21 protein-coding genes and 2 tRNA genes are annotated in these 25,312 nt (G+C 50.0%); 9 read left to right on the top strand and 14 right to left on the bottom strand.

The features are described 5' to 3' along the window. Positions 1–13: 13 nt before the first annotated feature. From dnaB to rnr, 7 genes are all read right to left on the bottom strand, one after another. A complete protein-coding gene (dnaB, locus tag BV405_RS04255; protein WP_086479635.1) occupies positions 14–1,417 on the bottom strand; it encodes a replicative DNA helicase in 1,404 nt (467 codons plus the stop codon). 210 nt (positions 1,418–1,627) lie between these two features. Then, on the bottom strand, positions 1,628–2,077 hold the full coding sequence (gene rplI, locus BV405_RS04260) for a 50S ribosomal protein L9 (RefSeq protein ID WP_086479636.1): 450 nt from the start codon (positions 2,075–2,077) through the stop codon (positions 1,628–1,630). A 20-nt stretch (positions 2,078–2,097) separates the two neighbouring features. Next, positions 2,098–2,964 carry a hypothetical protein gene (locus BV405_RS04265; protein WP_086479637.1) on the bottom strand — a complete coding sequence of 289 codons (867 nt, stop codon included), beginning with the start codon at positions 2,962–2,964 and terminating at the stop codon, positions 2,098–2,100. Between the two features lie 26 nt (positions 2,965–2,990). After that, positions 2,991–3,218: a 30S ribosomal protein S18 gene (rpsR, locus tag BV405_RS04270; RefSeq protein ID WP_028299482.1), complete on the bottom strand. Its 228-nt coding sequence runs from the start codon at positions 3,216–3,218 to the stop codon at positions 2,991–2,993. Positions 3,219–3,247: 29 nt separating this feature from the next. Then, entirely contained in the window at positions 3,248–3,664 is a 417-nt protein-coding gene (rpsF, locus tag BV405_RS04275; protein WP_086479638.1) for a 30S ribosomal protein S6, read from the bottom strand. A gap of 188 nt (positions 3,665–3,852) precedes the next feature. Continuing rightward, complete coding sequence (gene rlmB, locus BV405_RS04280; RefSeq protein WP_425435130.1) at positions 3,853–4,674, bottom strand: 23S rRNA (guanosine(2251)-2'-O)-methyltransferase RlmB; 822 nt, start codon at positions 4,672–4,674, stop codon at positions 3,853–3,855. A 217-nt stretch (positions 4,675–4,891) separates the two neighbouring features. Continuing rightward, complete coding sequence (gene rnr / locus BV405_RS04285; protein ID WP_086479639.1) at positions 4,892–7,420, bottom strand: ribonuclease R; 2,529 nt, start codon at positions 7,418–7,420, stop codon at positions 4,892–4,894. Between the two features lie 178 nt (positions 7,421–7,598). Between rnr and BV405_RS04290 the strand changes: the two genes are divergently transcribed. Next, a tRNA-Leu gene (locus BV405_RS04290) sits at positions 7,599–7,685 on the top strand. Positions 7,686–7,775: 90 nt separating this feature from the next. Beyond that, a tRNA-Leu gene (locus BV405_RS04295) sits at positions 7,776–7,862 on the top strand. Between the two features lie 190 nt (positions 7,863–8,052). Here the strand turns inward: BV405_RS04295 and BV405_RS04300 are convergent. Both BV405_RS04300 and BV405_RS04305 read right to left on the bottom strand, forming a co-directional pair. After that, positions 8,053–8,889: a DNA/RNA non-specific endonuclease gene (locus tag BV405_RS04300; protein WP_245832236.1), complete on the bottom strand. Its 837-nt coding sequence runs from the start codon at positions 8,887–8,889 to the stop codon at positions 8,053–8,055. A 142-nt stretch (positions 8,890–9,031) separates the two neighbouring features. After that, a complete protein-coding gene (locus BV405_RS04305) occupies positions 9,032–10,459 on the bottom strand; it encodes an MBL fold metallo-hydrolase RNA specificity domain-containing protein (RefSeq protein WP_086479640.1) in 1,428 nt (475 codons plus the stop codon). A gap of 243 nt (positions 10,460–10,702) precedes the next feature. On the opposite strand from BV405_RS04305, the gene BV405_RS04310 reads away from it, so the two are divergent. The 3 genes from BV405_RS04310 to BV405_RS04320 all read left to right on the top strand — a co-directional run bounded on the left by BV405_RS04310 (position 10,703) and on the right by BV405_RS04320 (position 12,479). After that, positions 10,703–11,563, top strand: coding sequence for a hypothetical protein (locus BV405_RS04310; RefSeq protein WP_086479641.1), 861 nt, complete (start codon positions 10,703–10,705; stop codon positions 11,561–11,563). A 245-nt stretch (positions 11,564–11,808) separates the two neighbouring features. After that, positions 11,809–12,120, top strand: coding sequence for a c-type cytochrome (locus tag BV405_RS04315; RefSeq protein WP_086479642.1), 312 nt, complete (start codon positions 11,809–11,811; stop codon positions 12,118–12,120). A 68-nt stretch (positions 12,121–12,188) separates the two neighbouring features. Next, the gene (locus BV405_RS04320) at positions 12,189–12,479 is read left to right on the top strand and encodes a high-potential iron-sulfur protein (protein ID WP_086479643.1); all 291 of its coding nucleotides are present in this window, start codon (positions 12,189–12,191) and stop codon (positions 12,477–12,479) included. A gap of 56 nt (positions 12,480–12,535) precedes the next feature. Here BV405_RS04320 and BV405_RS04325 read toward each other — a convergent pair whose 3' ends face one another. The 3 genes from BV405_RS04325 to BV405_RS04335 all read right to left on the bottom strand — a co-directional run bounded on the left by BV405_RS04325 (position 12,536) and on the right by BV405_RS04335 (position 17,482). After that, the gene (locus BV405_RS04325; protein WP_086479644.1) at positions 12,536–14,101 is read right to left on the bottom strand and encodes a SpoVR family protein; all 1,566 of its coding nucleotides are present in this window, start codon (positions 14,099–14,101) and stop codon (positions 12,536–12,538) included. Then, the gene (locus BV405_RS04330; protein WP_086479645.1) at positions 14,098–15,378 is read right to left on the bottom strand and encodes a YeaH/YhbH family protein; all 1,281 of its coding nucleotides are present in this window, start codon (positions 15,376–15,378) and stop codon (positions 14,098–14,100) included. Before BV405_RS04330 ends, BV405_RS04325 begins: the two co-directional genes overlap by 4 nt. A gap of 181 nt (positions 15,379–15,559) precedes the next feature. Next, positions 15,560–17,482: a PrkA family serine protein kinase gene (locus tag BV405_RS04335; protein ID WP_086479646.1), complete on the bottom strand. Its 1,923-nt coding sequence runs from the start codon at positions 17,480–17,482 to the stop codon at positions 15,560–15,562. A gap of 399 nt (positions 17,483–17,881) precedes the next feature. Here BV405_RS04335 and BV405_RS04340 point away from each other — a divergent pair, with 399 nt between their 5' ends. From BV405_RS04340 to BV405_RS04355, 4 genes are all read left to right on the top strand, one after another. Beyond that, the gene (locus BV405_RS04340) at positions 17,882–18,244 is read left to right on the top strand and encodes a hypothetical protein (protein ID WP_086479647.1); all 363 of its coding nucleotides are present in this window, start codon (positions 17,882–17,884) and stop codon (positions 18,242–18,244) included. A 192-nt stretch (positions 18,245–18,436) separates the two neighbouring features. Beyond that, the gene (locus BV405_RS04345) at positions 18,437–19,204 is read left to right on the top strand and encodes an AraC family transcriptional regulator (RefSeq protein WP_086479648.1); all 768 of its coding nucleotides are present in this window, start codon (positions 18,437–18,439) and stop codon (positions 19,202–19,204) included. Positions 19,205–19,596: 392 nt separating this feature from the next. Next, on the top strand, positions 19,597–21,072 hold the full coding sequence (putP, locus tag BV405_RS04350; protein WP_086479649.1) for a sodium/proline symporter PutP: 1,476 nt from the start codon (positions 19,597–19,599) through the stop codon (positions 21,070–21,072). Positions 21,073–21,285: 213 nt separating this feature from the next. Then, entirely contained in the window at positions 21,286–23,055 is a 1,770-nt protein-coding gene (locus BV405_RS04355) for an HDOD domain-containing protein (RefSeq protein ID WP_086479650.1), read from the top strand. A 15-nt stretch (positions 23,056–23,070) separates the two neighbouring features. Here the strand turns inward: BV405_RS04355 and BV405_RS04360 are convergent, their stop codons facing one another. Further along, a complete protein-coding gene (locus BV405_RS04360) occupies positions 23,071–23,772 on the bottom strand; it encodes a hypothetical protein (protein WP_086479651.1) in 702 nt (233 codons plus the stop codon). 126 nt (positions 23,773–23,898) lie between these two features. Further along, complete coding sequence (locus BV405_RS04365; protein ID WP_086479652.1) at positions 23,899–25,188, bottom strand: hybrid sensor histidine kinase/response regulator; 1,290 nt, start codon at positions 25,186–25,188, stop codon at positions 23,899–23,901. Positions 25,189–25,312 lie beyond the last annotated feature (124 nt).

Here is a 25,312-nt window from a genome sequence, read left to right on the forward strand (position 1 = left end):
TGAAAAGAGAGCATTACTCCTCCCCTCCCATCGCTTCTACGTACTGGGCATAGTGTTCAGGTGCCAGATCCTCGAAGCGGGTAAACTGACCACGGAATGCTAGCTTAACGCTACCAATAGGACCGTTACGCTGCTTACCGATGATTACTTCCGCAATACCCTTGTTGGCTTCGTCATCCTTGTTATAGACCTCATCACGGTAGATAAAGGCGATAACGTCGGCGTCCTGCTCGATCGCACCGGATTCACGCAAATCCGACATTACCGGGCGCTTATTCGGACGTTGCTCCAAACTACGGTTAAGCTGTGATAGTGCAATTACCGGACAGTTAAACTCTTTTGCGATCGCTTTCAGAGAGCGCGAAATTTCAGAGATCTCAGCCGTACGGTTATCGGACAGACCCGGTACACGCATCAGCTGAAGGTAATCGATCATCACCAGCCCGATCTCCTCGTTTTCACGGTGCAGTCGACGAATACGGGAGCGCATTTCACTGGGGCTAAGACCCGGTGTATCGTCGATAAAGAGTTTCTTCTTCTCCAGCAGGTTCACCGCAGACATCAGGCGCGGCCAATCATCATCATCCAGCTTACCGGTACGCACCTTAGTCTGGTCAATACGGCCAAGAGAAGAGAGCATACGCAGCATCAGAGAATCACTAGGCATCTCCATACTGAAGACCACCACAGGCTTTTCCTGAGACAGGGTCACGTTCTCCACGATATTCATGGCGAAGGTGGTTTTACCCATGGAAGGACGACCCGCCACAATAATCAGATCCGATGGCTGAAGACCTGAGGTCATACCATCCAGGTCGGTAAATCCGGTGGCAATACCTGTCATTGACGAATCAAGACGGTATAGTTCGTCAATTTTGTCCACGGTTTTCTGCAGGATCGAAACCACGCCTTCCGGCCCACCAACCTTAGGTCTGTTTTCCGCAATGGAGAAAACCAGCTGCTCTGCTTCGTTCAACAGCTCATCAGAGGTTCGCCCTTCGGTATCGTAGGCGCTTTCAGCAATTTTATTCGCCGCATGGATCATCTGACGCAGAGTTGAACGCTCCTGCACGATGGTGGCATAAGCGGCGATATTACTGGCCGATGGCGTATTACGGGCCACCTCCGCCAGATAAGCCAAACCACCTACCTGCTCAAGCTCTTTCCGGTCTTCGAGCAGCTCTGAAATGGTAATGACATCAAAGGGATGAGCACGCTCGGCCAGCTCCATCATCGCGTTGAAAATCATCTTGTGGTCACGACGATAAAAGTCATGGGCACTGATCCGTTCAGCAACCGTATCCCAGGCTTCGTTATCCAGCAGCAAACCACCGAGAACGGAACGCTCAGCCTCCAGGGAATAGGGAGGAATTTTCAGGGCTTCTGTTTGCTTATCGGTATCGGTTCGTTCAGCCATAAACCTGAGACTCTCTTCTGCAAAAACGGATGTGGATAAAACAAGTTGTGCGGATAGTGTACCGCAAATAAAACCTATAAAGACGGATAATCAGATAGGGATGAGCCTTCAGTCATACAAGGCTTATCCCTATCTGATCAGCAAACGCCAGAGACAAAAAAAGGCACTTGGGGAAACCCCAAAGTGCCTTTTATAACTGATCAGCAGATCTTAGTCTTCAGCAGTCACGATAACGCGAACTGAAGTCATAACATCGCTGTGCAGCTGGATTGCAACGTCGAATTCACCAACGTTACGAATCGGGCCTTCTGGCAGGCGAACTTCGCTTTTCGCTACGTCGATGCCAGCAGCGCTGATTGCTTCTGCCAGATCACGAGTACCGATAGAACCGAACAGCTTACCTTCGTCACCAGCTTTAGCGCCGATAGACAGTTCGATCTCACCCAGAGCAGCTGCACGAGCTTCTGCTTCAGCTTTGATCTCTGCAGCCTGAGCTTCAAGCTCAGCGCGGCGGCTTTCGAATTCAGCAATGTTTGCTTCTGTTGCTACTACAGCTTTACCGTATGGCAACAGGAAGTTGCGGCCATAACCAGGCTTAACGCTTACTTTGTCGCCTAAGCCACCCAGTTTGCCTACTTTTTCGAGCAGAATAACTTCCATCTCGTTAACCTCTCTCTCTTTTATGGCGTCTCATCATCTGAAGACTTCGCCAGCTTCTGGCGGAAATTCAGACTGCTATCGAGCAGCGCCACAAAAATCATCAATACGTACAGTGAGTGTCCGGCAAAAAACAGCACAAAATAGAAGGCTGTCAGCCAGTACGAACTCAGTTGTTTGATCGCTACAACAGCGTGTACTAAAGCGATACAGGCGAATACCAGTGGTAGTGTCAGTGATGGAATCCACTTAATTGCTTCGGGGGTAATACCCACACCAAAGACAACCAGAGTTCCCAGAACCAAACCCGCCCAGACCGGAAGCCGAAGCTGATGAAACTCTTTCTGAAAGCCGCCCGGATTAAACAGACCTGCTTGCCAGTAACGGGCCAGCATAAGGCTTCCCGTCATCATCAGCGCATGTACTGCAGAGATCACACCGGAGAAAAGTCCGACCAGAAACTGATCAAGCTCAACTCCTGAACGCTCTGCCAGTTCAGCATCACTCAGAATCATTTCACGGCTTACCTGAGCAAGCTCGAGCATCAATTCCGGTGGTAACCACTGAACCGTACTTGCAGTCACAGCTCCAATACCGGCGCTGACCAGAAGCGTTTGTGACCAGCTGACACTTTGTCTCAGCACCAGCGCCATAATATAGGCACCGATAATCACAAATGCGGGAGTCAGATCGCCCTGAGCTAACCAAAAGATCGCAGGCAGTGAGCCCCAAAGCATCACCTGACTGCCATCTTTGCCACCCTTTCTCAGGGTGACCACACTGACAACAGCAGCAGCAATCCAGAATAGAAACGGGATAGCTGCACTCAACGCTGTTGCAATAATCGCGTTAGTCCGCGATTTGAGTGCATATTCTGCGATAGAACGCATGCACCTGCCTTATATCGTTTTAAGTCTTACTGGTGGCCGTCAGTGTACGGCAGCAGAGCCAGGTAGCGGGCGCGCTTGATAGCGGTAGCCAGCTGACGCTGATAACGTGCTTTAGTACCAGTGATACGGCTTGGAACGATCTTGCCAGTTTCAGTGATGTAGCTTTTCAGAGTTTCGATGTCTTTATAATCGATCTGATCTACACCTTCAGCGGTGAAACGGCAGAACTTGCGACGACGGAAAAAACGTGCCATGGATATACTCCCCAAAAGTCTCTTAGTGATTACTCTTCAGAATCCGCAGCTTCGTCAGCTACTTCTTCAGACTCAACAGCTTCTGGAGCACGCTCTGCTTTACGCTCGTCACGACGATCTTCACGAGAGGCTTCTGCTTTAACAGGAGATGCTTCAGTCACAGCGTTTTTAGTACGAACAACCAGGTTACGGATGATCGCATCGTTGTAACGGAAGATCTCAGTCAGCTCGTCAACAACTTCGCTAGTTGTCTCAACGTTCATCAGAACGTAGTGAGCTTTGTGAATCTTGTTAATTGGGTATGCCAGGTGACGACGACCCCAATCTTCCATACGATGAACTGCACCACCATTGTCCTGTACCAGACTGGTGTAACGCTCGATCATTGCTGGAACCTGTTCGCTCTGGTCCGGGTGAACCATGAACACAACTTCGTAATGACGCATTATAGCTCCTTACGGTTTTACAGCTTCTCTGAGGGCTATTCCCCGGAAAAGCAAGGAGTGGAAAGAAACGTTGTTTAAAAACAACCGCGAGATCTTACAGACCCCGACTTCAAGACGCAAGATAATTTACCCTAACGCCCCGAAAAAGTCGGGACACAGGCAATATCAGACTCTTTGCTGTCGCTGAATCACGCTTTTTGCTGTCGCTGACGCACGGCCTCGTAAAGACACACGCCGGTAGCAACAGAAACATTCAGACTGCTGACTTCACCCGCCATCGGCAGGTTCACCAGCAGATCGCAGTGTTCACGGGTCAGACGGCGCATACCTTTACCTTCCGCCCCCATCACCAGAGCCACAGGCCCTGTCAGATCAGTCTCGTAAAGTCCCTGATCCGCCTCACCAGCCGTACCCATCACCCAGATGCCCTGCTGCTTAAGCTCTTCCAGACAACGGGAAAGGTTCGTCACACTCACAACCGGCATCGCTTCGGCAGCCCCACAAGCAACCTTGCGCACAGTCGCATTCAGGCTGGCGGATTTATCTTTCGGCACGATTACCGCATCAGCACCGGCTGCATCAGCGGTTCGCAGAACCGCCCCCAGATTATGAGGATCGGTAACACCGTCCAGCACCAGCAGCAGAGGTGCTGATTTTTCCGCCAGACGCTCAAACAGCCACTGTTCGTTATAGGTTTTCAGGGGTTTGCAGACGACAACTACACCCTGATGAACCAGACCATCCGTCATCTCATCCAGAGACTCGCGCTCATGGAATTGCTGACGCAAACCAACCTGAGTCGCCAACTGGACAATTTTGTTCAGCTTTTCATCGTCACGCCCTTTCAGCAGATGCAGACTGATCACCTGCTCTGGCTGACGCTCCAACAGACTGGTTACCGCATGGATGCCAAATACCGCTTCGATGGAAGCTTTTTTCGGTGCCTTACGTCGGCCCTGCTGCTTTTTACCGCCACCGTTTTGTGGACGATCATTTCTCTGTTGCTTCACTGTGCACTCTCAGTTTTGCGTAACCATCAACAGGACACCGCCCTGCTGTTTCAATAATTCCGTTCCGGCCTTAGACGGAAACAGGGCTCTGAATAAGAGCCCTGTCAGGTCGTCTGCCAAATAAAATCCGATGGCTTCTAGTTTATCCCATCCGATAGAACAAAAAGGAAAAAATAAGCGCATCAGCTTCCGGCCAGCGGTTCAGTCTCGGACTGATTTAATCCACTTTGCTTTTTTTGGCCTTCTTTTTCTTCGGACGTTTTTTCTTCTCAGCGCCTTTCGCCGCAGATGCTTTAAAACCGGAGCGGCCTTTTTCAGCTGGCTTCAGTTTTTTCTTGCCGTGTTTTTTCTTCGGCTTGCCTTTGTCTTTTTTCGCTTCAGCTTTGTCAGCTTCACTCTGATTAGCCTCAACGACCTTAGCAAGACCCGCTTCCGCATCGCTAAGCGCACGCTTTCTTGGCTGCCGAGCCGGAGCCTTCTTCTTGCGACCAACGGAGTTATCCGGCTGCTTCTGATCGAGTTCAAAGTCGATCTTACGCTCGTCGAGATCAACCCGAGCCACAATTACCGTCAGCTCATCACCCATGCCAAAGACACGACCACTGCGTTCGCCACGAAGACGATTCTTCAGCGGATCAAACTGATAGTAATCCGATGGCAGACCTGTGATATGCACCAGACCTTCAACGTAGATCTCATCCAGACGAACAAACAAGCCAAAGCCTGTTACGCCGGTCACTTTGCCGGTGAAGCTTTCACCAATATGACTCGCGGTGTATTCGCACTTCAGCCATGCCAGCACATCATAGGTGGCATCATCCGCACGACGCTCAGTCATGGAGCAATGCTCGCCCAGCTCAATCATCTGAGCTTCGTCATAGGGCAGCCACTGGCTACGGGGCTGCGTTGGCGTTGTTTCCGAGCGCTGCAGGTGACTGGATTTGATGTCGCTGCGGATCAAGGCGCGAATCGCCCGATGCAACAGCAGATCCGGATAACGACGAATCGGCGAGGTAAAGTGGGTATAAGCCTTATAGTTCAGACCAAAGTGCCCTTCATTCTCCGGGGTATAAACCGCCTGAGAGAGAGATTGCAGCAGCATCGTCTGAATTGTCCCGGCATCCGGACGCTCTGCAATCGCCTGCAGTACTTCCTGATAATCTTCCGGCGTTGGCTTCAGACCACCACCCAACTCAAAGCCTAGCTCACCCAGATAGGACTTCAGCTTCTCCAGACGCTGCTCTTTAGGGCCTTTATGCACCCGGAAAAGACCCGGCACATTGTATTTTTCCAGCAAACGGGCAGACGCTACGTTTGCACACAGCATGCATTCTTCAATCAGTTTATGCGCTTCATTACGCACAACCGGAACGATGCGCTCGATCTTGCGGTTTTCATCGAAAACGATACGGGTTTCAACAGTTTCAAAGTCGATCGCACCACGAACATCACGAGCGGCACGCAGCTGCTTATACAGTCCGTACAGGGTTTCAACCGGCTGAACCAGATCTGCATAGCGATCTTTAAAGATGGCCGCATCCGGCAGATCAGGATCTTCCAGCAACGCGCCCACCTGGGTATAGGTCAGACGAGCATGGGACTGAATAACCGCTTCACAGAAACGGTAGCGGCTGATCTCGCCCTTGGCGCTGATACTCATTTCGCAGACCATTACCAGACGATCCACATGAGGATTCAGCGAGCAAAGGCCGTTAGACAGCAACTCCGGCAGCATAGGAACAACCTGCCCCGGAAAATAAACCGAGTTGCCGCGACGATGGGCTTCATGATCCAGCGGGGTGTTCACGCCCACATAGTGAGACACGTCAGCGATAGCGACATAAAGCTTCCAGCTACCCCAACGTTTTTTCTCGCAATAAACCGCATCATCAAAATCTTTGGCGTCTTCACCATCGATGGTCACAAACGGCAGATGACGCAGGTCAACTCGATCCAGCTTGTCAGCCTCCTGAACCTGATCCGACATCGAGCGGATCTGATTCAGTACATCCTCAGGGAATTCATGGGGAATATTGTGTTTACGGATGGCGATGTCGATCTCCATTCCCGGAGCCATCTCATCACCCAGTACTTCTTTAATCACACCCTGAACATGGGTACGGCGTGCCGGTTGCTGTGTCACCTCGACACACACCACCTGACCATCTTCCGCGCCGGCATTCTGACCCGGCGGCACCAGTACATCATGGTGCAGTTTTGGGTTATCCGGGCGCACATAACCGATGCCATTACGCTCAATCACGTAACGACCAACAATCTCCGTCGTGTTGTGCTGCAGAACTTCAACCACAGCACCTTCTTTACGGCCGCGGCGATCCACGCCAACCACACGCGCCAGCGCATGATCACCGTGATAAACCGTTTTCATCTGGTAATTGGAAAGAAACAGATCTTCGCCACCGTCATCCGGCACCAGGAAGCCAAAGCCATCTCCATGGGCTTCAATGCGCCCTTTCACTAACTGCATTTTTGAGATCAGGCCGTAAGCACCTTTTCGGTTGCTCAGCAGCTGACCATCACGCTCCATCGCCTTCAGACGACGACGCAACGCTTCAATATCCTCATCGGTGGTCAGCCCCATACGCTCGCATAGCTGCATATGAGTCAGTGGACGCCCGTAATTTTCCAGCCACTCCATGATAAATTCACGGCTTGGCACCGGATTATCATATTTCTGAGCTTCACGATCGGCCTGGGGATCCTGATTCACTGACCAGCCTGTCATATTTTTTGCCTTTTTTATCAATCGATATCTTCTTTTATGTTCATCTGTTTTTAATTTCGCCACCAAAGTACCACTGTTTATGCGGCTTGGCGAAGAAATTTCCCTTTCATACTGATTTTTCTAAAAAAAAGTGTTGCACATCCGAAAAACCTCCCTATAATACGCCTCCAGTTGTCCAGCCCAGGTGGTGGAATTGGTAGACACGCTAGCTTCAGGTGCTAGTGGCCGTATGGCCGTGGAGGTTCAAGTCCTCTTCTGGGCACCAACTCTTAATCTTAGGCAGATTAAGCGGTTGATGTGACAACTAAGTTATTTGGCTGATAGTTAAATAACATCTGTTTTGCCTGTGCATTGCGCCCAGGTGGTGGAATTGGTAGACACGCTAGCTTCAGGTGCTAGTGGCCGTATGGCCGTGGAGGTTCAAGTCCTCTTCTGGGCACCATTCCCAATGCAAGCAAAACAAAGACAAGCCTAAAAGAAAATAAATCCCGCATGGGATTTTTTTCGTTTCTGGGGTTTGGTTTTTCTTCTCTCTTTTCGCCTTTCTCAAATATCAAAAAAGCCTTCCGGCTAAACGCGCTCAGAAACACGCATAACCATCCAGCCTTTCATTGACCTTCTTTTGACCACGACTAATAACGTGAAGGTTTACGGGCAACCTCATTGAGTTTCCACATTCTTCTATCAGTCATAGCTTCAAGGCGCACTTCCTGTCCATCCGGCAATTCGCTAAAGAAGTTCAGACCTGTCGCTTCTTCTATCTGATCCACACTGACTACAAATTTTGTCAGCGGCTCACTACCACGAACATTCTGCGGCATCAGAAACGCCAACATACTCTTAACCTGACCATCAGCATCAAAACCAACGAAAATTTTATAAAAGGCATCAGGCACTTCAACCCAGCTATCCAACCGTTCGGTCTGAGCATCAAATACAGGCCCTGTGATCACCGCAATACGACTGAACTGCTCTGTAAAATGATCGATCGCCGCCTCTTCCAGTCGTTGCCACACCTTGCGATTCAGGTTTGGCTTTTGCGGGACTATATTGGTCATCAGAAAAGTTTCGACCTGAGCTTCTTTGCCGTACAGACGGGAAATCGCGTAGTTAGGTGCCAAGTGCCCGCGATCATAACCTGAACGGGTATAGTCCTGATGACTTACCCGCCAGACGGTACGCCAGTCTTCACTGAATTGTCCCGGACGTTTATAGCCATTTTGTTTTTGCTCTGGCGTTAACGGTTGTAGCCAATAGGTTGCCCAAAGGGGATTCATACGCAGGTCGGAATACCCCACCATATAGCCTTCATTTCTCAGCACCCGATACCAGTGCTGCCAGCCGGATTCCATTCGCTCCGGCATGCCACCGTAGATAAAACTGCTTCGACTGTTTTGCTCAAGATAGTACCAGGCCGTACTACCCAAAATGGCCAATATAAAAGCCAGAATCACAGGAACTGAACGCACAGGTATTCCTTTTCTATTTCAGTTGACTGAACAGGATGAAAAAAGCCAAACCCGATAAAGAGTTTGGCTTAGTTTAAAGACTTAACCCTATCGGGTCATGCCCTGCAAAACTGCATAACAGGCTAAGAGGAATGACCAGCGTTTAGTCTGCTGATTTTTCCAGAGACTCATACCTCATCTGAATCAGATCCAGCTTCTGCTCCGGTTTGGCGATATCAGGTCGATAACCCAAACGCTGCTCAACTTCCTGCTGCAGAGCATCCTGTGCTCCGGGTTCACCGTGTACCAAAATAACTTTTGGCTGCTTCTTAAAATGCTGCAGCCAACCGATCAGCTCTTCCTGATCGGCATGAGCCGAAAAACCACCAACAGTATGAACCGTTGCACCGACATTAACGGTTTCCCCCCAGAGTTTGACGGTTTCCGCACCCTCAACCAGCTGTCGCCCCAAAGTGCCTTTGGCCTGAAACCCCACCATTAACACCTTGGTGTTCCGTTTCCAGAGCTGGTATTTGAAGTGATGCCGAATGCGGCCGCCTTCACACATTCCGCTACCGGCAATAATAATGGCCCCGGAGGCGATTCGGTTCAGCGCCATCGACTCTTCCGGTGTTTTGGTTAAACGCAGATTGGACAGGCTATTCAGCGCCTGATGGTTCAGAACCCGCTGCTTGGCTTCTTTGTTATAGAGCTCGCAGTGATTCAGATAGACCTCTGTCGCTTCAATCGCCATGGGGCTATCCAGAAAGATCTGCCAGCGCCCCAGATTCCACTCATCAAAGTACTCACTGAACAGATATAGCAGCTCCTGAGTACGGCCAACAGCAAACGACGGAATCAGAATATTGCCTTTCGATTGAGCGGCTTCATTCAGAATCTGACCCATCTCATCCATGCTTTCCTGCCAGGGGCGATGACAGCGTCCTCCATAGGTACTTTCCATCAGCACCACATCGGCATTCGGAATAGGTGCCGGGTCTCTCAGAATCGGCGCTTCGCTATGACCAAGATCACCGGTAAAGACTACTTTGCGTTTATGCCGCCCCTCTTCCAGCCAGAGCTCGACAATAGAAGAACCAATAATATGCCCCGCATCCTTAAAGCGGATACGGATTCCCGGTAGAATCTCATCTTCAACATCGTAATCTTTCGGCTGAAAGTGTTGCAGGGCTTTTTCAGCATCATCAGCGGTATAAAGTGGCTCGACAGGAGGCTGATGTTTTCGTGCACGCTTGCGGTTAAGGGTGCGGGTGTCGTGATCATAGATATTGGCGGCATCCCGGAACATGATGCCACACATTTCGCGACATACTTTCTGGGTATAAACAGGGCCTTTAAACCCCCGCTTCACCAGCAGAGGAATCCTTCCACAGTGATCAAGGTGGGAATGACTCAGGACGACGGCATCAATACGTTTCGGATCAAAGGGGAAAGGCTCGGCATTGCGCTGCTCTCCATACTTGCCACCCTGAATTAATCCGCAATCAAGAAGAATCCGGTAATGGCCAACCTGAATCAGATGACAGGATCCGGTGACCTCCTGTGCTGCACCATGAAACTCAATATGCATACCACACTCCTTATGCTCAGGCCGGTCAAAATCCGTCCAACAGCTACGACAAAATCTGTCTGACGACGAGGGTAAAACCTGAGCCAGAAATACCACTAAACTGAAGTTTTGACATAACTAAACATAATTGACACTTAGCAACCGTTTATCATCAAAAAGCACCAATTATCGCTAGATTACCGTGTTTATAAGGGGTAGAGTCAACATAATTAATCACCAAACTGCATCAGCCTGCGACCCAAAATGTCACTTATCAAATACGTCTTTAGCATTACTCTTTTCATCACGCTGTCGCTCACCCAACAGACGAGTTTTGCTGCAGGCAATTCGGAAAATTCCGATGATGCGCTCCAACATTTCCGCTTACTTCTGACAGAACAACTCAACCCGAATCGGGCAACGATCGAACGCGTCTTCAACCCGATCGGTGAGGGTCAGTCACTTCTGGTTCGCGCCTATGTTTCCGGCCCTCAGGAACTGGTTTACCGTCCGCTGTTTTCCGAAGCAGAAGATGGCAGTCTGGTTTCGGCTCACCCCGACAGTTTTATTCTGCGCACCCTACCGGGCACAGAACTGAAAGAAGTACTGATCAATTACGAAGCCAGCAAAAATCACTATGAACTTTTCTTCGGCAGTTTCCGGTACAGTGTTTCTCCGGATATGAGTGATGTGAACCATATCTCTGCCCGTACTGAAGCAGCGCCTTTTCTGACCCGTAATTTCCAGACGCTGTTTATTGATCAGCCCTCAGCAGCACTGGGTATCCGCTATCTGTTTGATCAGCAGTCCGAACAGGATACTCAGGCGATTATCCAGCTGAAGAAAGAATACAAAGATAGCACCACAGGTGAGCTGATGATCACCAGCGATGGCGACATACTGAACCGCTACCGCTTTGAGATGTATGAAACCATCAACGTAGAACCGGTTTACTTTATCGAGCAGTACCACCTGGATAAGACAGGTACAATTCGTTATTACATTCAGCCAGACGGTCTGCAGAGTTACCATTTGGGTGCAACCGGTGAGGAGCGTGCAGGCAACTGGATCTCCCGCCGTACTATGCAGAAACCCCGTTTATTCAGTCCCTCTCAGACACCCTGATGACGGGAACTCATGACAAAGAATTATGATCAAAGGCGGCATGCGACTTATGACCGCCTTTTTTTATCCCTGAAAGAGAGTATTCTTAGGACAAATATGATTTACGCCAATGCGTGACCCAATGCCATCTGCTTTGATCACGTGCACGGTTTACAACCACAGAGCGTTTTATCCTTATCTTGGTCTGAAGCGCTCAGTGATAATTTTAAAAAAGCTTGATGATAAAAAGACCTAAGGTGAATCTTATGAAAAAACTATTAGCTGCAGCGGGTATCGTTGCAATGGCTGCTTCCGGTTCTGCGATGGCTGCTGGTGATGCAGCAGCAGGAAAAACCAAAGCGGCAGTATGTGCAGCTTGTCACGGTGCCAACGGTGTGAGCATGGTTCCTATGTACCCGAACCTGGCTGGCCAGAAAGCTCAGTACCTGGAAAACGCACTGAAAGCATACAAAGCAGGTCAGCGTGGCGGTGCAACTGCTGCCCTGATGACACCTCAGGCAACAAACCTGAGCGATCAGGACATCGCTGATCTGGCGGCATACTTCAGCTCTCTGTAAGCTTAAGTCTCTGCTTTAAAAAAGGGTCCGGTTTCTACCGGGCCCTTTGTCGTTTAGGAGAACTAAAGATGCATATTAGTCGTCGCAAATTCCTGATGATGGCCTGCACCTTGCCCGTCATCCCTTTTGTCAGCCAGCGCGTTGAAGCCGCGTTTCCGTTACTCTCAGAACGCGCTGCTGAAGCAAAAGCCCTGCACTACAAAAGCGATGTCAGTCGCGTGAAGCACCCCAAATACCAAAAGGGTCAGGTTTGCGCCAACTGTCAGTTGTTTAACCCTCTGGACAACGGCTGCGTGCTTTTTTCATCAAACAGTGTTGCACCTGAAGGTTGGTGTCAGGCTTGGGTGAAGAAGGTTTAACCACCTGACAAAACCAATCATCAGGCGATCAAACCTTCGATAAGAGACATGAAGCTTCAGGCTGCTGAAGCGCCTTCTTCGGAAGCCTCAGGCCATTGGAAGGACTGAGTCTCGTTGCCCTCTGAAATGGATTTCAGATGCACCGGGAACCCCCATAGGAAATGCAGATGTCGCATCACCTCCTGAGCAGAAGCATCCAGCGGTCTGCGATTGTAGGCGTAGTGATGCAGAGTCAGTGATCTATCCCCCCGGATATCTGCTTCATAGACCTGAATGTTCGGCTCACGATTACCGAGATTATATTGAGCCGCTAACTGCTCCCTGAGTCTGCGATAGCCCATCTCATCATGAATGGCCGAAATCTCCAGTTCGGAGTCTTTGTCGTCATCAACAATGGAGAAGAGCTTCAGGTCCCGCATCACTTTTGGTGACAGATACTGCAGGATAAAACTCTCATCCTTAAAGTTCTGCATGGCGAAGTGCAGCGTATCCAGCCAGTCACTGCCGGCAATATCCGGGAACCAGACTTTGTCCTCATCTGTAGGTTCTTCACATATACGCTTGAGGTCTGTGAATATCGAAAATCCAAGGGTATAAGGGTTGATCCCGCTGTAATAAGGGCTGTTATAAGCTGGCTGATAAACAACGCTGGTATGTGACTGCAGGAATTCCAGCATAAAACCTTCAGTAACAAGCCCTTCGTCATACAGACGATTCATAATGGTGTAATGCCAGAAGGTTGCCCAACCTTCGTTCATCACCTGAGTCTGACGTTGTGGATAAAAGTACTGAGCTATCTTACGCACAATACGCACCACTTCCCGCTGCCAGGGTTCCAATAGCGGAGCATTTTTTTCAATAAAGTAGAGCAGATTTTCCTGCGGTTCTGCCGGATAACGGGCACGGCTCTGGGCCTCATCTACCTCATCATGATTCATCTGCGGAATCGTACTCCACAAGCGATTCACCTGTTGCTGCAGATAGTTTTCCCGCTCAGCCTGACGACGCTGCTCTTCTTCAGCCGAGATCGGTGATGGTCGCTTGTAACGGTCGACACCGTAGTTCTGCAGGGCATGGCAGGCATCCAACAGAGTCTCTACCTCTTCGACACCGTACCGCTCTTCACACTGGCTGATGTACTTTTTCGCAAAGAGCAGGTAATCAACAATGGAGCTGGCATCCGTCCAGGTACGGAACAGGTAGTTGCCTTTAAAGAAGGAGTTATGGCCATAGCAAGCATGAGCGATCACCAGCGCCTGCATGGTCATGGTGTTCTCTTCCATCAGGTAAGCGATACAGGGATCAGAGTTGATCACCAACTCATAAGCCAGCCCCATCTGCCCCCGTTTATAGCCTTGCTCAACAGAAAGAAACTGCTTACCAAATGACCAGTGGTGATAGCCCAAAGGCATACCGACGGATGAATAAGCATCCATCATCTGCTCTGTGGTAATCACTTCAATCTGATTCGGGTAGGTATCCAACCGGTACTCTTTGGCGATACGACTAATCTCGCGGTCATAATCTTCCAGCAGTTCAAAACTCCACTCGGAACCTTTGGAAATAGGCTCACGTTTGTTATCCGGTTCAGAAACGGCTTTATTATCAGTATGCTCACTCATGCCTCTTTCCTCCTGAACAACTCCCGGAATACCGGATAGATATCAGCTTCACTAACGATCTGCTCCATGGCAAAACGATCCTGAAATTTATCCCGAACCCCTTCGTACTCCTCCCACAAAGACTGATGGGCATGTGGGGTGATTTCAACATAGGCAAAGTACTGCAACAGAGGCATCAGCTCGTTAACCAGAATCTTGCTGCAGTTGGTGGAATCATCGTCCCAGTTATCACCATCAGAGGCCTGAGCAACATAGATATTCCACTCGCTGGGTGAATACCGCTTAGCGATCACTTCCTGGGTCAGACGGATCGCACTGGAGACAATGGTGCCGCCGGTTTCGCGGGAATAGAAAAAGGTCTCTTCATCCACCTCGGTAGCACTGGTGTGGTGGCGAATAAAAACGACTTCGATCTTCTGATAGTTACGCTCAAGAAACAGATACAGCAGGATAAAGAAACGCTTAGCCATATCTTTGTGTGACTGAGTCATGGAACCGGAAACATCCATCAGACAAAACATCACTGCCTGATTGCTGGGTTGAGGTTCCTGACGGAAATGGTTGTAGCGCAGGTCATAAGTATCCAGAAAAGGAACGCTTTCAATCTTCTGCTTCAGCTGGGCAATAGCCGTTTCCAGCTCTTCAATACGTACTGAGCTGCGCAGTAATTCATCTTTACTGAGCTCTTCTTCAAGGGCTGCTTTTAGCTCACGCAGTTTGCGACGGCTTTTACTGGTCATGGCGCGACGGCGTGCCTGAGCATTGCGCATAGAACGCACAATATTTACCTTGGCTGGCGTGCCATCTTTGATAATGCCAGCGCGAACCTGCTTAACAGACTCCATATCCTTGAACTCTTTACGCACAAGGTTAGGCAGCTCTAAGCCATCAAACATAAACTCCAGAAATTCATCTTTGGTAATGGAGAAAGAAAACTCATCTTCACCTTCACCGGAATTACTGGCCTTACCCTCGCCGGAACCACCACCGCCGCCACCGCCCTGAGGCCGGCTGAAACGATCCCCTTGCTGAAACTCTTTATTGCCGGGGCTGACGATTTCACGATGACCGCCCTGTCCCTGCTGGAATACAGGCTCGTTGATATCTTTGGTGGGAATATTGATCTTCTCACCATGTTCAAGATCAGTGATGCTGCGACGGTTAACCGCATCGGTCACCGCCTTTTTGATGTGATTACGGTAACGGCGCAAAAACCTCTGTCGGTTTACCGCGCTCTTATTCTTGCCGTTAAGGCGTCGGTCGATAATAAAGCTCATGCGAACTCTCCTTTTGCACCGGCCAACCCTCTGCCGGATGAAAGCGCATGGCTTTCATCCGGTTTAAGTTAAGACCCGTTACGGGCCACTGCCGCTATTCAAAGATGCAACAGCGCCCCGGGTTAATGCCTTGCGAATGCCTTTCGGATTCAGCGCGCAAACATTCAGCCTGCACTACGCCTTACTGGGATTTGCGCACGCGCAGATACCATTCCGACAGCAAACGCACCTGCTTCTCGGTGTAACCACGCTCAGTCATACGGGCTACAAAGTCCTCATGTTTGCTCTGTTCAGAGGAAGAAGCTTTGGCGTTAAAGGAGATCACAGGCAGCAGTTCTTCAGTGTTGGCGAACATTTTGTGTTCGATCACGGTTTTCAGTTTTTCGTAACTCAGCCAGGATGGGTTATTGCCATTGTTCTGGGCTCGGGCGCGCAGTACAAAGTTGACCACCTCGTTACGGAAATCTTTAGGGTTACTGATACCTGCGGGTTTTTCGATTTTTTCCAGTTCATCATTCAGGGACTGGCGGTCAAACAGCTCACCGGTTTCAGGATCCCGGAACTCCTGATCCTGAATCCAGAAATCTGCGTAGGTGACATAGCGATCAAAGATGTTCTGGCCATATTCACTGTAGGATTCCAGATACGCGGTCTGAATCTCTTTACCGATAAAGTCCACATAGCGCGGTGCCAGCCACTCTTTAATAAAGCGCAGATAGCGCTCACGGATTTCCGGTGCGTACTGCTCCTGCTCAATCTGGTTTTCCAGCACATAGAGCAGATGAACCGGGTTAGCCGCGATTTCTGTGGCATCAAAGTTGAACACTTTCGACAGGATCTTGAAGGCGAAACGGGTCGACAGACCTTCCATACCTTCATCAACACCTGCGTTATCACGGTATTCCTGAATCGACTTGGCTTTCGGATCGGTATCTTTCAGGTTTTCACCATCATAGACCCTCATCTTCGAGTAGATACTGGAGTTTTCCGGCTCTTTCATGCGGGACAGAATCGAGAACTGCGCCAGCATTTTCAGAGTATCCGGTGCACAATGGGCGCTATGCAGCGAACTGTTTTCCAGCAGTTTCTCGTAGATTTTCACCTCTTCAGAAACACGGACACAGTAAGGCACCTTGACGATATATACGCGGTCAAGGAAGGCCTCGTTGTTCTTGTTGTTCTTAAATGATTTCCACTCGGATTCGTTAGAGTGCGCCAGAATCACCCCCTGAAAAGGAATCGCAGACATACCCTCGGTGCTATTGTAGTTACCTTCCTGTGTGGCCGTCAGCAGAGGGTGCAGCACCTTGATTGGCGCTTTAAACATCTCCACAAACTCCATCAAGCCCTGGTTAGCCCGACACAAACCACCGGAAAAGCTGTAAGCATCCGGATCGTTCTGTGAAAAGTCTTCCAGCATACGGATATCGACTTTACCCACTAGCGCACTGATATCCTGATTGTTGTCATCACCGGGCTCTGTTTTAGCCACAGCGATCTGATCCAGGCGGGACGGGTAGAGTTTCACCACCCGGAATTTAGAGATATCACCACCGTATTCTTTCAGGCGTTTAGCGGCCCATGGCGACATAATGGAGGTGGTGTAGCGGTGCGGAATACCAAACTCCTCTTTCAGAATCTCGGCATCTTCATCGGGATCGAATAAGCCCAGAGGCGATTCAAACACCGGAGAGCCTTTAATGGCATAGAAGGGCACTCGTTCCATCAGAGCTTTCAGGCGCTCTGCCAGCGAAGACTTACCACCACCAACCGGACCTAAGAGATAAAGAATCTGCTTACTTTCTTCCAGCCCCTGAGCAGAGTGACGGAAATAGGAAACGATCTGTTCAATGGCCTCCTCCATACCATAGAACTCAGAGAAGGCCGGATAACGACGGATCACCTTATTGGAGAAGATACGACTGAGCCGGGAATCTTTGGCGGTGTCGATTACTTCAGGCTCGCCGATCGCCTGCAGCATACGCTCCGCTGCGCTGGCATAAGCCATCGGATCGTTTTTACAGATCTCAAGATATTCCTGCAGGCTGTACTCTTCCTGCTGAACCCGGTCGAAACGGTTTTGTACATGACTAAAGATGCTCATAGTGGCCTCCTCGATACAGCCAAGCAGCAGAAGCGATGCGCTAAACCCGCTTTAACTCTGACCTTTTATGGCCAGATGGGCCTAAAACCCTTGGCTGAAACCTGAATTCATTTGTGACGCACAACACCGGTTTCTCTTCTGTCTGAAATATGAGGTCCTGAAAAACCGGCCACATTTACAGCATAGTTGATATTGGCAGGTGTCAAATGCCCATTGCGAATTACTGAAAAAATTTGATTCTTTTTTTATTCAGCTTTATCACCAGCCCAGCAGGAATGCGGTTTCATCCTGTATACGAATATGATCTGAAAAGATTCTGCTGCGCTATAAAGCTTAAGAAAGAGTGAGAATGGCTATCTATACTGAGAAGCAATCACCAGACTATTGGGGGAGAAAAAGATGTACCTGTTTCTGATTACCGCACTTTTTGCCTTTCTGATTATCTCCCTCAGCCTTTGGCTGGCCTGCTTTCGCCATGAGCCAAAGTTTCATGCCACTGAGAGGGATTTTGCCTGGGTGATGAATCTCGTACTGACCGGTCAGGCAGACTATGACCAGTGGAGTTCCATCATGCACGTACCGGTACGGCATGACCTGAGACTTGAGGCTGTTCGGCAGCGCTGTATGGATATTGAAGAGAAGTACTATCAGCACCGATCTGCCCGTTTGGGTAAACCGGAACTGATGTTTTCCCGGCAGGGACTGAAAATGATCGAAGAGGAACTAAATCAACTCAGAGAGCAGGATTCACTAACCGCCTGAATCCCAAGAGGATTTCTAAGTTCACTCCTTTCCAAATGAGAATTGCTCACAAAAAAGACCTTTACCCGCTAAACCAAAGTCGTACAATAGCCGCTCTGGAAGACACGTAGCGGACAAAATACCCGTGTTTCGTGTCATTCCGGCATATCTGATCCTTTGGTGTGTTATCTGAAATCGGTCAAGAGGCGACCCATGAATACGGCGATCCGCGTAAACCGACTCCCTAACAGCTGTCTGAGCCACGACCATGAGTACCACCAGCTGGTTGTTGCTCTGTCCGGTAAAGCTGAATTTGAGATTGAAGGCAATCAGGGCATTGTTACGCCCTGGCAAGGTTGTCTCGTCCCTTCAGAGCACACGCATTATTACGAAGGCATAGGTGCCAATAATCATCTGATTATCGACCTGCCTCACCGTCATCCGTTACTGCAAAGCAGTGTGATCGATCTGAGCCGTCTGTTTGATACCCCCGGCTATTTCACCATCGACAGCAATCTGAAACTGTTCCTCTCTTTTATGCTGAAAGAGATTGAGCTCTTTGGTGATGATCCCGGTACGGCGGATTTTCTCGCCTTTGCCTTTCTGCATCGACTGCATCAGCGTATCTTTCAGCAGGAAGCGCCCCTCAAACAGATTGACCGGGTAACCCTCAAACTCGATCTGATCGACCGGTATATTGCAGAACATCTGGCAGAAAAGATCTCTGTGGCGCAACTGGCCGAAGTTGCCTGCATGAGTGAAAGCCATTTTCATATCATGTTCCGCAATGTTGTCGGCATTACTCCCCACCAATATCTGATTCAGGCGCGTCTGAAAGAAGCGGCTCGTCTGCTGCGCCAGTCCCAGTCTCCACTAAACGATATTGCCGAACAAACCGGCTTTACCAGTCAAAGCGCCTTAGGCAATGCCTTTAAACGGTATTTTCAGCTAACACCCGGCCAATTCCGTCAAAAACATTAGTCCCTTCTTACAAAGAACATCAGAGTTTTTTGCAAAAAAATCACAGTTTTTTGCAAGAAGCACCGCTCTTATCTCAATAAAGTGGCTTCAGCGTGGATCTCTGTACCTCCACGCGACGTCTGTTTTCTCCAAATGCAGGGGGAGAAAAGACACCCACAGGAAGTAATCGCCTCAAGTGAGGCAGGAACAGAAGTAATCATCTACCCTCTGTAGATATTACATAGCAAATGTTCTGCTACATCGCATTGAATTCGGTTTAGCCTGTATGCTCAAACCCAATTCTGTCCGGTGTAGCCCGTTGGGTATAAGCCTCCATAAGTAGAGGCGGTCTAAACACCATCCGGTGTGCCCATAAAAATAACTAAAGAGTCTGCACATAAAGGTAAACTACCATGGTAGAAACTAACGCGATTGTTGGCTGGACCTTTGTGGTCTATATCGCCCTGATGCTGGGGATCGGTATTTACGCCTACCGCAAAACACAAGATCTTTCCGATTACATTCTGGGTGGCCGTAGCCTGGGCCCTTGGCCTTCTGCGCTATCGGCAGGTGCTTCTGACATGAGCGGCTGGTTGCTGCTGGGTCTGCCGGGCTATGCTCTGGCGGCTGGTTTTGAAGCGTTCTGGCTGGCCGGTGGCCTGCTGGTAGGTACCTGGCTGAACTGGCTGATCGTTGCAGGTCGTCTGCGCGTGTACAGTCAGGTGGCAAGCGACTCTCTGACTCTGCCTGAGTTCTTTGAGAAGCGTTTCCGCGATAACTCTCACCTGCTGCGTGTTATTTCTGCGTTCTTCATCCTGCTGTTCTTCCTGTTCTACACCAGTTCCGGTCTGGTTGCAGGCGGTAAGCTGTTTGCTACTGTATTCGGCATGGATTACTTCACTGCAGTACTGGTTGGTACTCTGGCAGTAATCACCTACACCTTCTTCGGTGGTTTCCTGGCGGTATCCTGGACTGACCTGGTTCAGGGTCTGATGATGGCTGCTGCACTGGTGATTGTTCCTGTGATTCTGCTGGGTGAAACCGGCGGTGTATCCGGTACCTTTGCTGCGATGGAAGCGAAAAACCCTGAGCTGCTGACGCTGTTCTCCGGAACTAACGGCGAATCTCTGGGTGCTGTTGCTATCATCTCTCTGGTTGCATGGGGTCTGGGTTACTTCGGTCAGCCTCACATTCTGGCGCGTTTTGCGGCAATCCGCAGCGAAGCAGACATCCCGACTGCACGTCGCATTGCAACCATCTGGACTGCAATCAGCCTGCTGGGTGCATGTTTCGTAGGTTTCGGCGCGATCAGCTATCTGGATACCGGTCTGGCGGACGGCGAGACTGTATTCATGGTGCTGGTTAACGCTCTGTTCCATCCGGTTGTAGCGGGTATTCTGCTGGCAGCGATTCTGGCTGCAGTGATGTCCACTGCGGATTCCCAGCTGCTGGTATCTTCTTCTGCTCTGACTGAAGACTTCTACAAGTCTCTGTTCCGCAAAGATGCGACTCAGAAAGAACTGGTTATGGTTGGCCGTATCGCCGTAGTCGGAATCGCAGTAATCGCTCTGCTGCTGGCTCGTGACCCTGACTCTTCCGTACTGGGTTTAGTGTCTTACGCTTGGGCAGGTTTCGGTGCTGCATTCGGTCCAACTCTGATTCTGGCTCTGTTCTGGAAGCGCATGAACATGATGGGCGCTCTGGCGGGTATCGTTGTTGGTGGCGTAACTGTTGTGGTTTGGAAACAGCTGTCCGGCGGTCTGTTCGACATCTATGAAATCGTACCTGGCTTCATTCTGGCCTGGATCGCGATCTACGTAGTAAGCCTGGTAACCCCTGAACCATCTCAGGAAATTCAGGCAGAATTTGATCAGGTAGCTAACCGCTAATCCGATCAGTTCGCAAACTGCGTAACCGTCAGCAAAGGGCCTTTTCAGGCCCTTTGTTGTTTCTGCCCCTTATAAACTCCCGCCCTTTTCTCTCAGTAAATAAAAAGCCTGTTCAGATAAACAAACCTTCAGATATCTGAGTTACAATGCAGTTAACTGTCTGTATTTAGTGGGTCTGAAAGCACCCAACGCATCGGAATTCTGGATAACTTCATGCCATCAAAAGCCGCAAGCACATCTTCAGCCACAGGACTCAATTACTGGCGAAAAGAGCTGTTAAAAGTATCGTTGCCCGCTCTGGCCGATACCGGTGCCCGCCTGATCAAGATGCTGAAAAATCCCGATATCTCCCTGCGGGATCTGGAACAGGTCATTTCTGACGATCCGGTGCTTTCATTTCAGCTGATTGCCAAAGCCAGTCAGCTGCGCACCAATCCGGAAAACGATGTGCTCTCTCTGCCGCATGCGCTTTCTCTGGTAGGCATGGATAAACTGCGTCCTATGCTGACCAAGGTGAAGTACATCCGCTTCGATGCCTCTAAAACAGCGCATAAAGCTTTTCTGCAGGCGCTTAATCTCAGCCTTCACGCCGCCACTCAGGCGTATCAGATTGCGGAACGGAAAAACCCCGGTACCGGTGAAGGTAATTACTGGATCTCCCTGCGTTTGAGCTCTGTTTTCTGGCAGCTGTCTCTGGCTTCGCCAAAAACCTATCACGCCATCGAACAGCGGGTTCAAACCGGCGAAAGCCGTACCCGTGTCGAACAGGAACTGATGGGGTGCACCACTCAACAGCTAACCCAAACCATGCTGAAGGACTGGTATCTGAGCGAATACACTCAGGCTAATCTGAATCAGCTGTTGGGAGCTAAGCCAGCCATGCTTGGTAAGATCGCTAAATGCGCATGGCGTAAAGAGATAGCTCCGGAAGTTCCGCGCAGTGCTGGTCACTTTCTGCAAACGCCATGGACAGCCTCTGTTCTGGCTCACTGGCTGGCACTCAACACCTCGGTAAACTGGTTAAGCCCGAAAACCGATCGTGTTGAACGCATGATTGCGACCTACCTGCATCAGCACTTAGATAATGTTGTGCCTTTCCTGCACCAGAATGCTGTGCTGTGTTCTTCCAGCCACTCGATTGACGGTGTCTGGCTTCCGGCGATAAAACTTCTGCATCCGCCTTTGCCTAAGCGCTCGGTTCGTAAAAAGATCAAAGCGGACGAGAGCAAAAAAGCGAAGCGTTATAAAGATCTTTCCAGCGACACCCGGGTTCGGGCAGAACTTAAACCGGTTCGGGTTGCCGCTGAACCTCTGAAAGCGGTGAACCCTCAAAAAACAGTAAAACGACCGGTGGCTGAAGTTAAGCCGGCGGTCAAACCAGTAACACAGACCTCAAGCAAGGCTAAGTCCCCTGTTGCCGATAAGAACCATGCCGTACAAACGGCGCTGTTTAAGCTTTATTACCTGCAAACGGTGAAACAACAGCAAGTGTTCTCAATCCATCAGATGATGGATGGTGCCAGTCAGGTTCTGCACTTCGATTTAGGACTGACCCGCTGCATCCTGTTTATGAAATCCCGCAGCCACGGCAGTGTAAAAGGGGTTTATGCCAAAGGCTTTGCTGACAACAGCCCTTTCGCCAAAATGACCCTCAACGCCGACAGCAAACACCTGTTCGGGAAGCTTCTGGTAAAGCAAGCAGCTCTTTGGGTGAAAAAAGAGAATCGTGCTCGTTACGTTCCCGAGTTACCGGAAGGACTTTGGGAGCATCTGGGTACACCAGATGAATTTGTGCTTTCCAGCATCATGTTACGGGGTAAGGTGTCCGGTATTTTGTATGCTGATACCAAGGATTCAGGCCGTAGCCTGACTGACAGCGAATACTCAACCTTCAGAGCATTAGCCCAAGCGATCAGCCACGGGATGGGGACTCTGGCGGATCAGAAAGAAGAGGAGCACCGGCAACAGCCGCCGCTCATATAGCGAATAAGACAGGCTTCAGTGGACGCGGTTTTTGCGGAAAACCAACTCGATATCTTCATAGCCGCTTTCTCCCGACTCTGAAGCCACAACCCGCTGAACAGGATAATGGTGACGCTCAATGTAGAGGCTCGCCCGGGAGAAATCCCAGTGACCGACATGTCCTTCCCGCAGGTATTGTCCCACTTCCGCAGGCATGGTGTGGCCAATAACAGGAAGCGATAAACTCTGGCCAAAACGGATCAACTCATCCACTGCATTCGCCTGGCCGTGCCCCCCAAGGCGCAGACTAACCCGCATCTCTTCAATGACACCTTCGCTACCCACAGCCATATAACGCAGCGTGTGCTGATTATTCACCCCCAAATAACGCACCTGACTCTGACAGCGAACCGAACCATCCCGTTGATGCTGATATTGCCCGGACAACCCCAGATGGCTCAGATAGTGGCACTCATCAGACAGGGCTGAAGTCTGAAACCCATCTAAGGCCACGTCTCCCTGAAAGAGAGTAAAAATGCCATAGAACATAAGCCCGAAAGCAGAGCAGACAATGTAGTAAGGAGCCAGAGAAGAGGTTGAAGCTGAGGATGAATCTTCCGGAGATACTGAAGATTGAGCAAAGGCGTTAGTCCTGAGATTTCGCTCGGACATAGGGAAATGTACCGGCTTTTCGCTCAGGTTGGATTTGTGCCAAGTGATCGGTTTTGACGCTTTCATCAACACGTGCTCCTTGCCTTCGGGCTACATAGATAACCACAGCCCGAAGATGATGTCTAATCCTTTAGTCTAAACAGAGCAACAGGCTTTCTCCTTGCCTGTCAAAACCTGTTCAAAATTAAAGCGTTACGTTATCTGGTTACGACGGAACAGCAGACGGAAACAAGCACCGGAATCAGACTCCATAAGCTCAAGCTTTCCCCCTAACCGCTTCTGCGCCAGCTCTCGCGCCACAGGTAATCCAATCCCCGTACCACCCTCTTCAGACTGAGTCGTAAAGAAGGCTTCGAAAACCTTGGAACGGTTCTGATCTGAAATCCCGACACCGGAATCCTGATAGACCAGCTCGATCTCACCACCCTGTTGCTCAGACTTATCTTCCAGCAGAGCCACAGAAACTTTAATTCGGTTATCGTCATCCGATGACGACTCTGCAAAGCCATGCTTTAGACTATTGATAATCAGGTTGGAGAGAATCTGGGTGATCGCACCGGCATCAGAGGAAACCTCCAGATTGTCCGGACAAAATAACTCTACCTGAGCGACTTTCTTGCGGGTTTCCGGCTGCAAGCTACGAACAACATCCTGCAGTAACGCCGCCAGATTAAAACGACTGACAAAGGCCGAGGACTTATCAGTAGCGATCGCCTTAAAACTTTTTACCAGATCCGCAGAGCGCTGCAGGTTATCCCAGGTCAGTTGAGCTGCTTCCCGGCTGGAAGCCAATTCGGTTTTCAATTGCTCCGGACTCAGCCGATTATTTTCCGCCGCTTCAGCCAGACCATCCAGCAACTCCTGGAGATAGCTCAGACTACTGATACAAACCCCCAGCGGAGTGCCTATCTCATGGGCCATGCCGGAGATCAGAATATCGGAGGGCAGAGCATCAGGGTTTTGCAGAAAGGAAACGGGGCGGGAAACGGTTTCATCAGCGGCGTCCTGCATGCCGGTGATATCCCGATAGGAGCGCAGAGCAGAGAAAAAGAGTGTCACCAGTTTGGTTTTGGTCAGCTCCGTTTTGTCTTTGTAGTCGTTGATATCGTACCGACGCACTACATCTTCTTCAGGAGCCTGACCTGGCTGCCCCGTCCGCATCACGATACGTACGCTGTGATTACACAATGTCTCGCGGATATGACGGGCAACGGATAAACCGGCCTGATCGTCTTCCATCACCACATCCAATAGCACCAAGGCAATATCAGGGTGCTGATCCATCACCTGACAAGCTTCTTTACCGCTAAAGGCGCTGATGAACTGTACGGGTTTGTCATCGAACTGAAAGCCGGACATCACCATTTTGGTGACCTGATGCACAGCGGCATCATCATCGGCAATAAGCACTTTCCAGGCGGCAGGCGTAGATGAAGCCCCGGAAACGGCAGGCTGTTCGGTGAAGGACTGGCTATCGTTCATAAGCGACTCCCGGAGATTGAGCAGATCAGTCTTCTTTTACCCTCTTATTGAAGGTAACGGAGTTCAGTTACAAAAACAATTTATCCGCCAGAGGAATAACGGAACCCTGATCAGGCTCAGGATT

The organism is Oceanospirillum sanctuarii, from assembly GCF_002150805.1.
Taxonomy (GTDB): domain Bacteria; phylum Pseudomonadota; class Gammaproteobacteria; order Pseudomonadales; family Halomonadaceae; genus Oceanospirillum; species Oceanospirillum sanctuarii.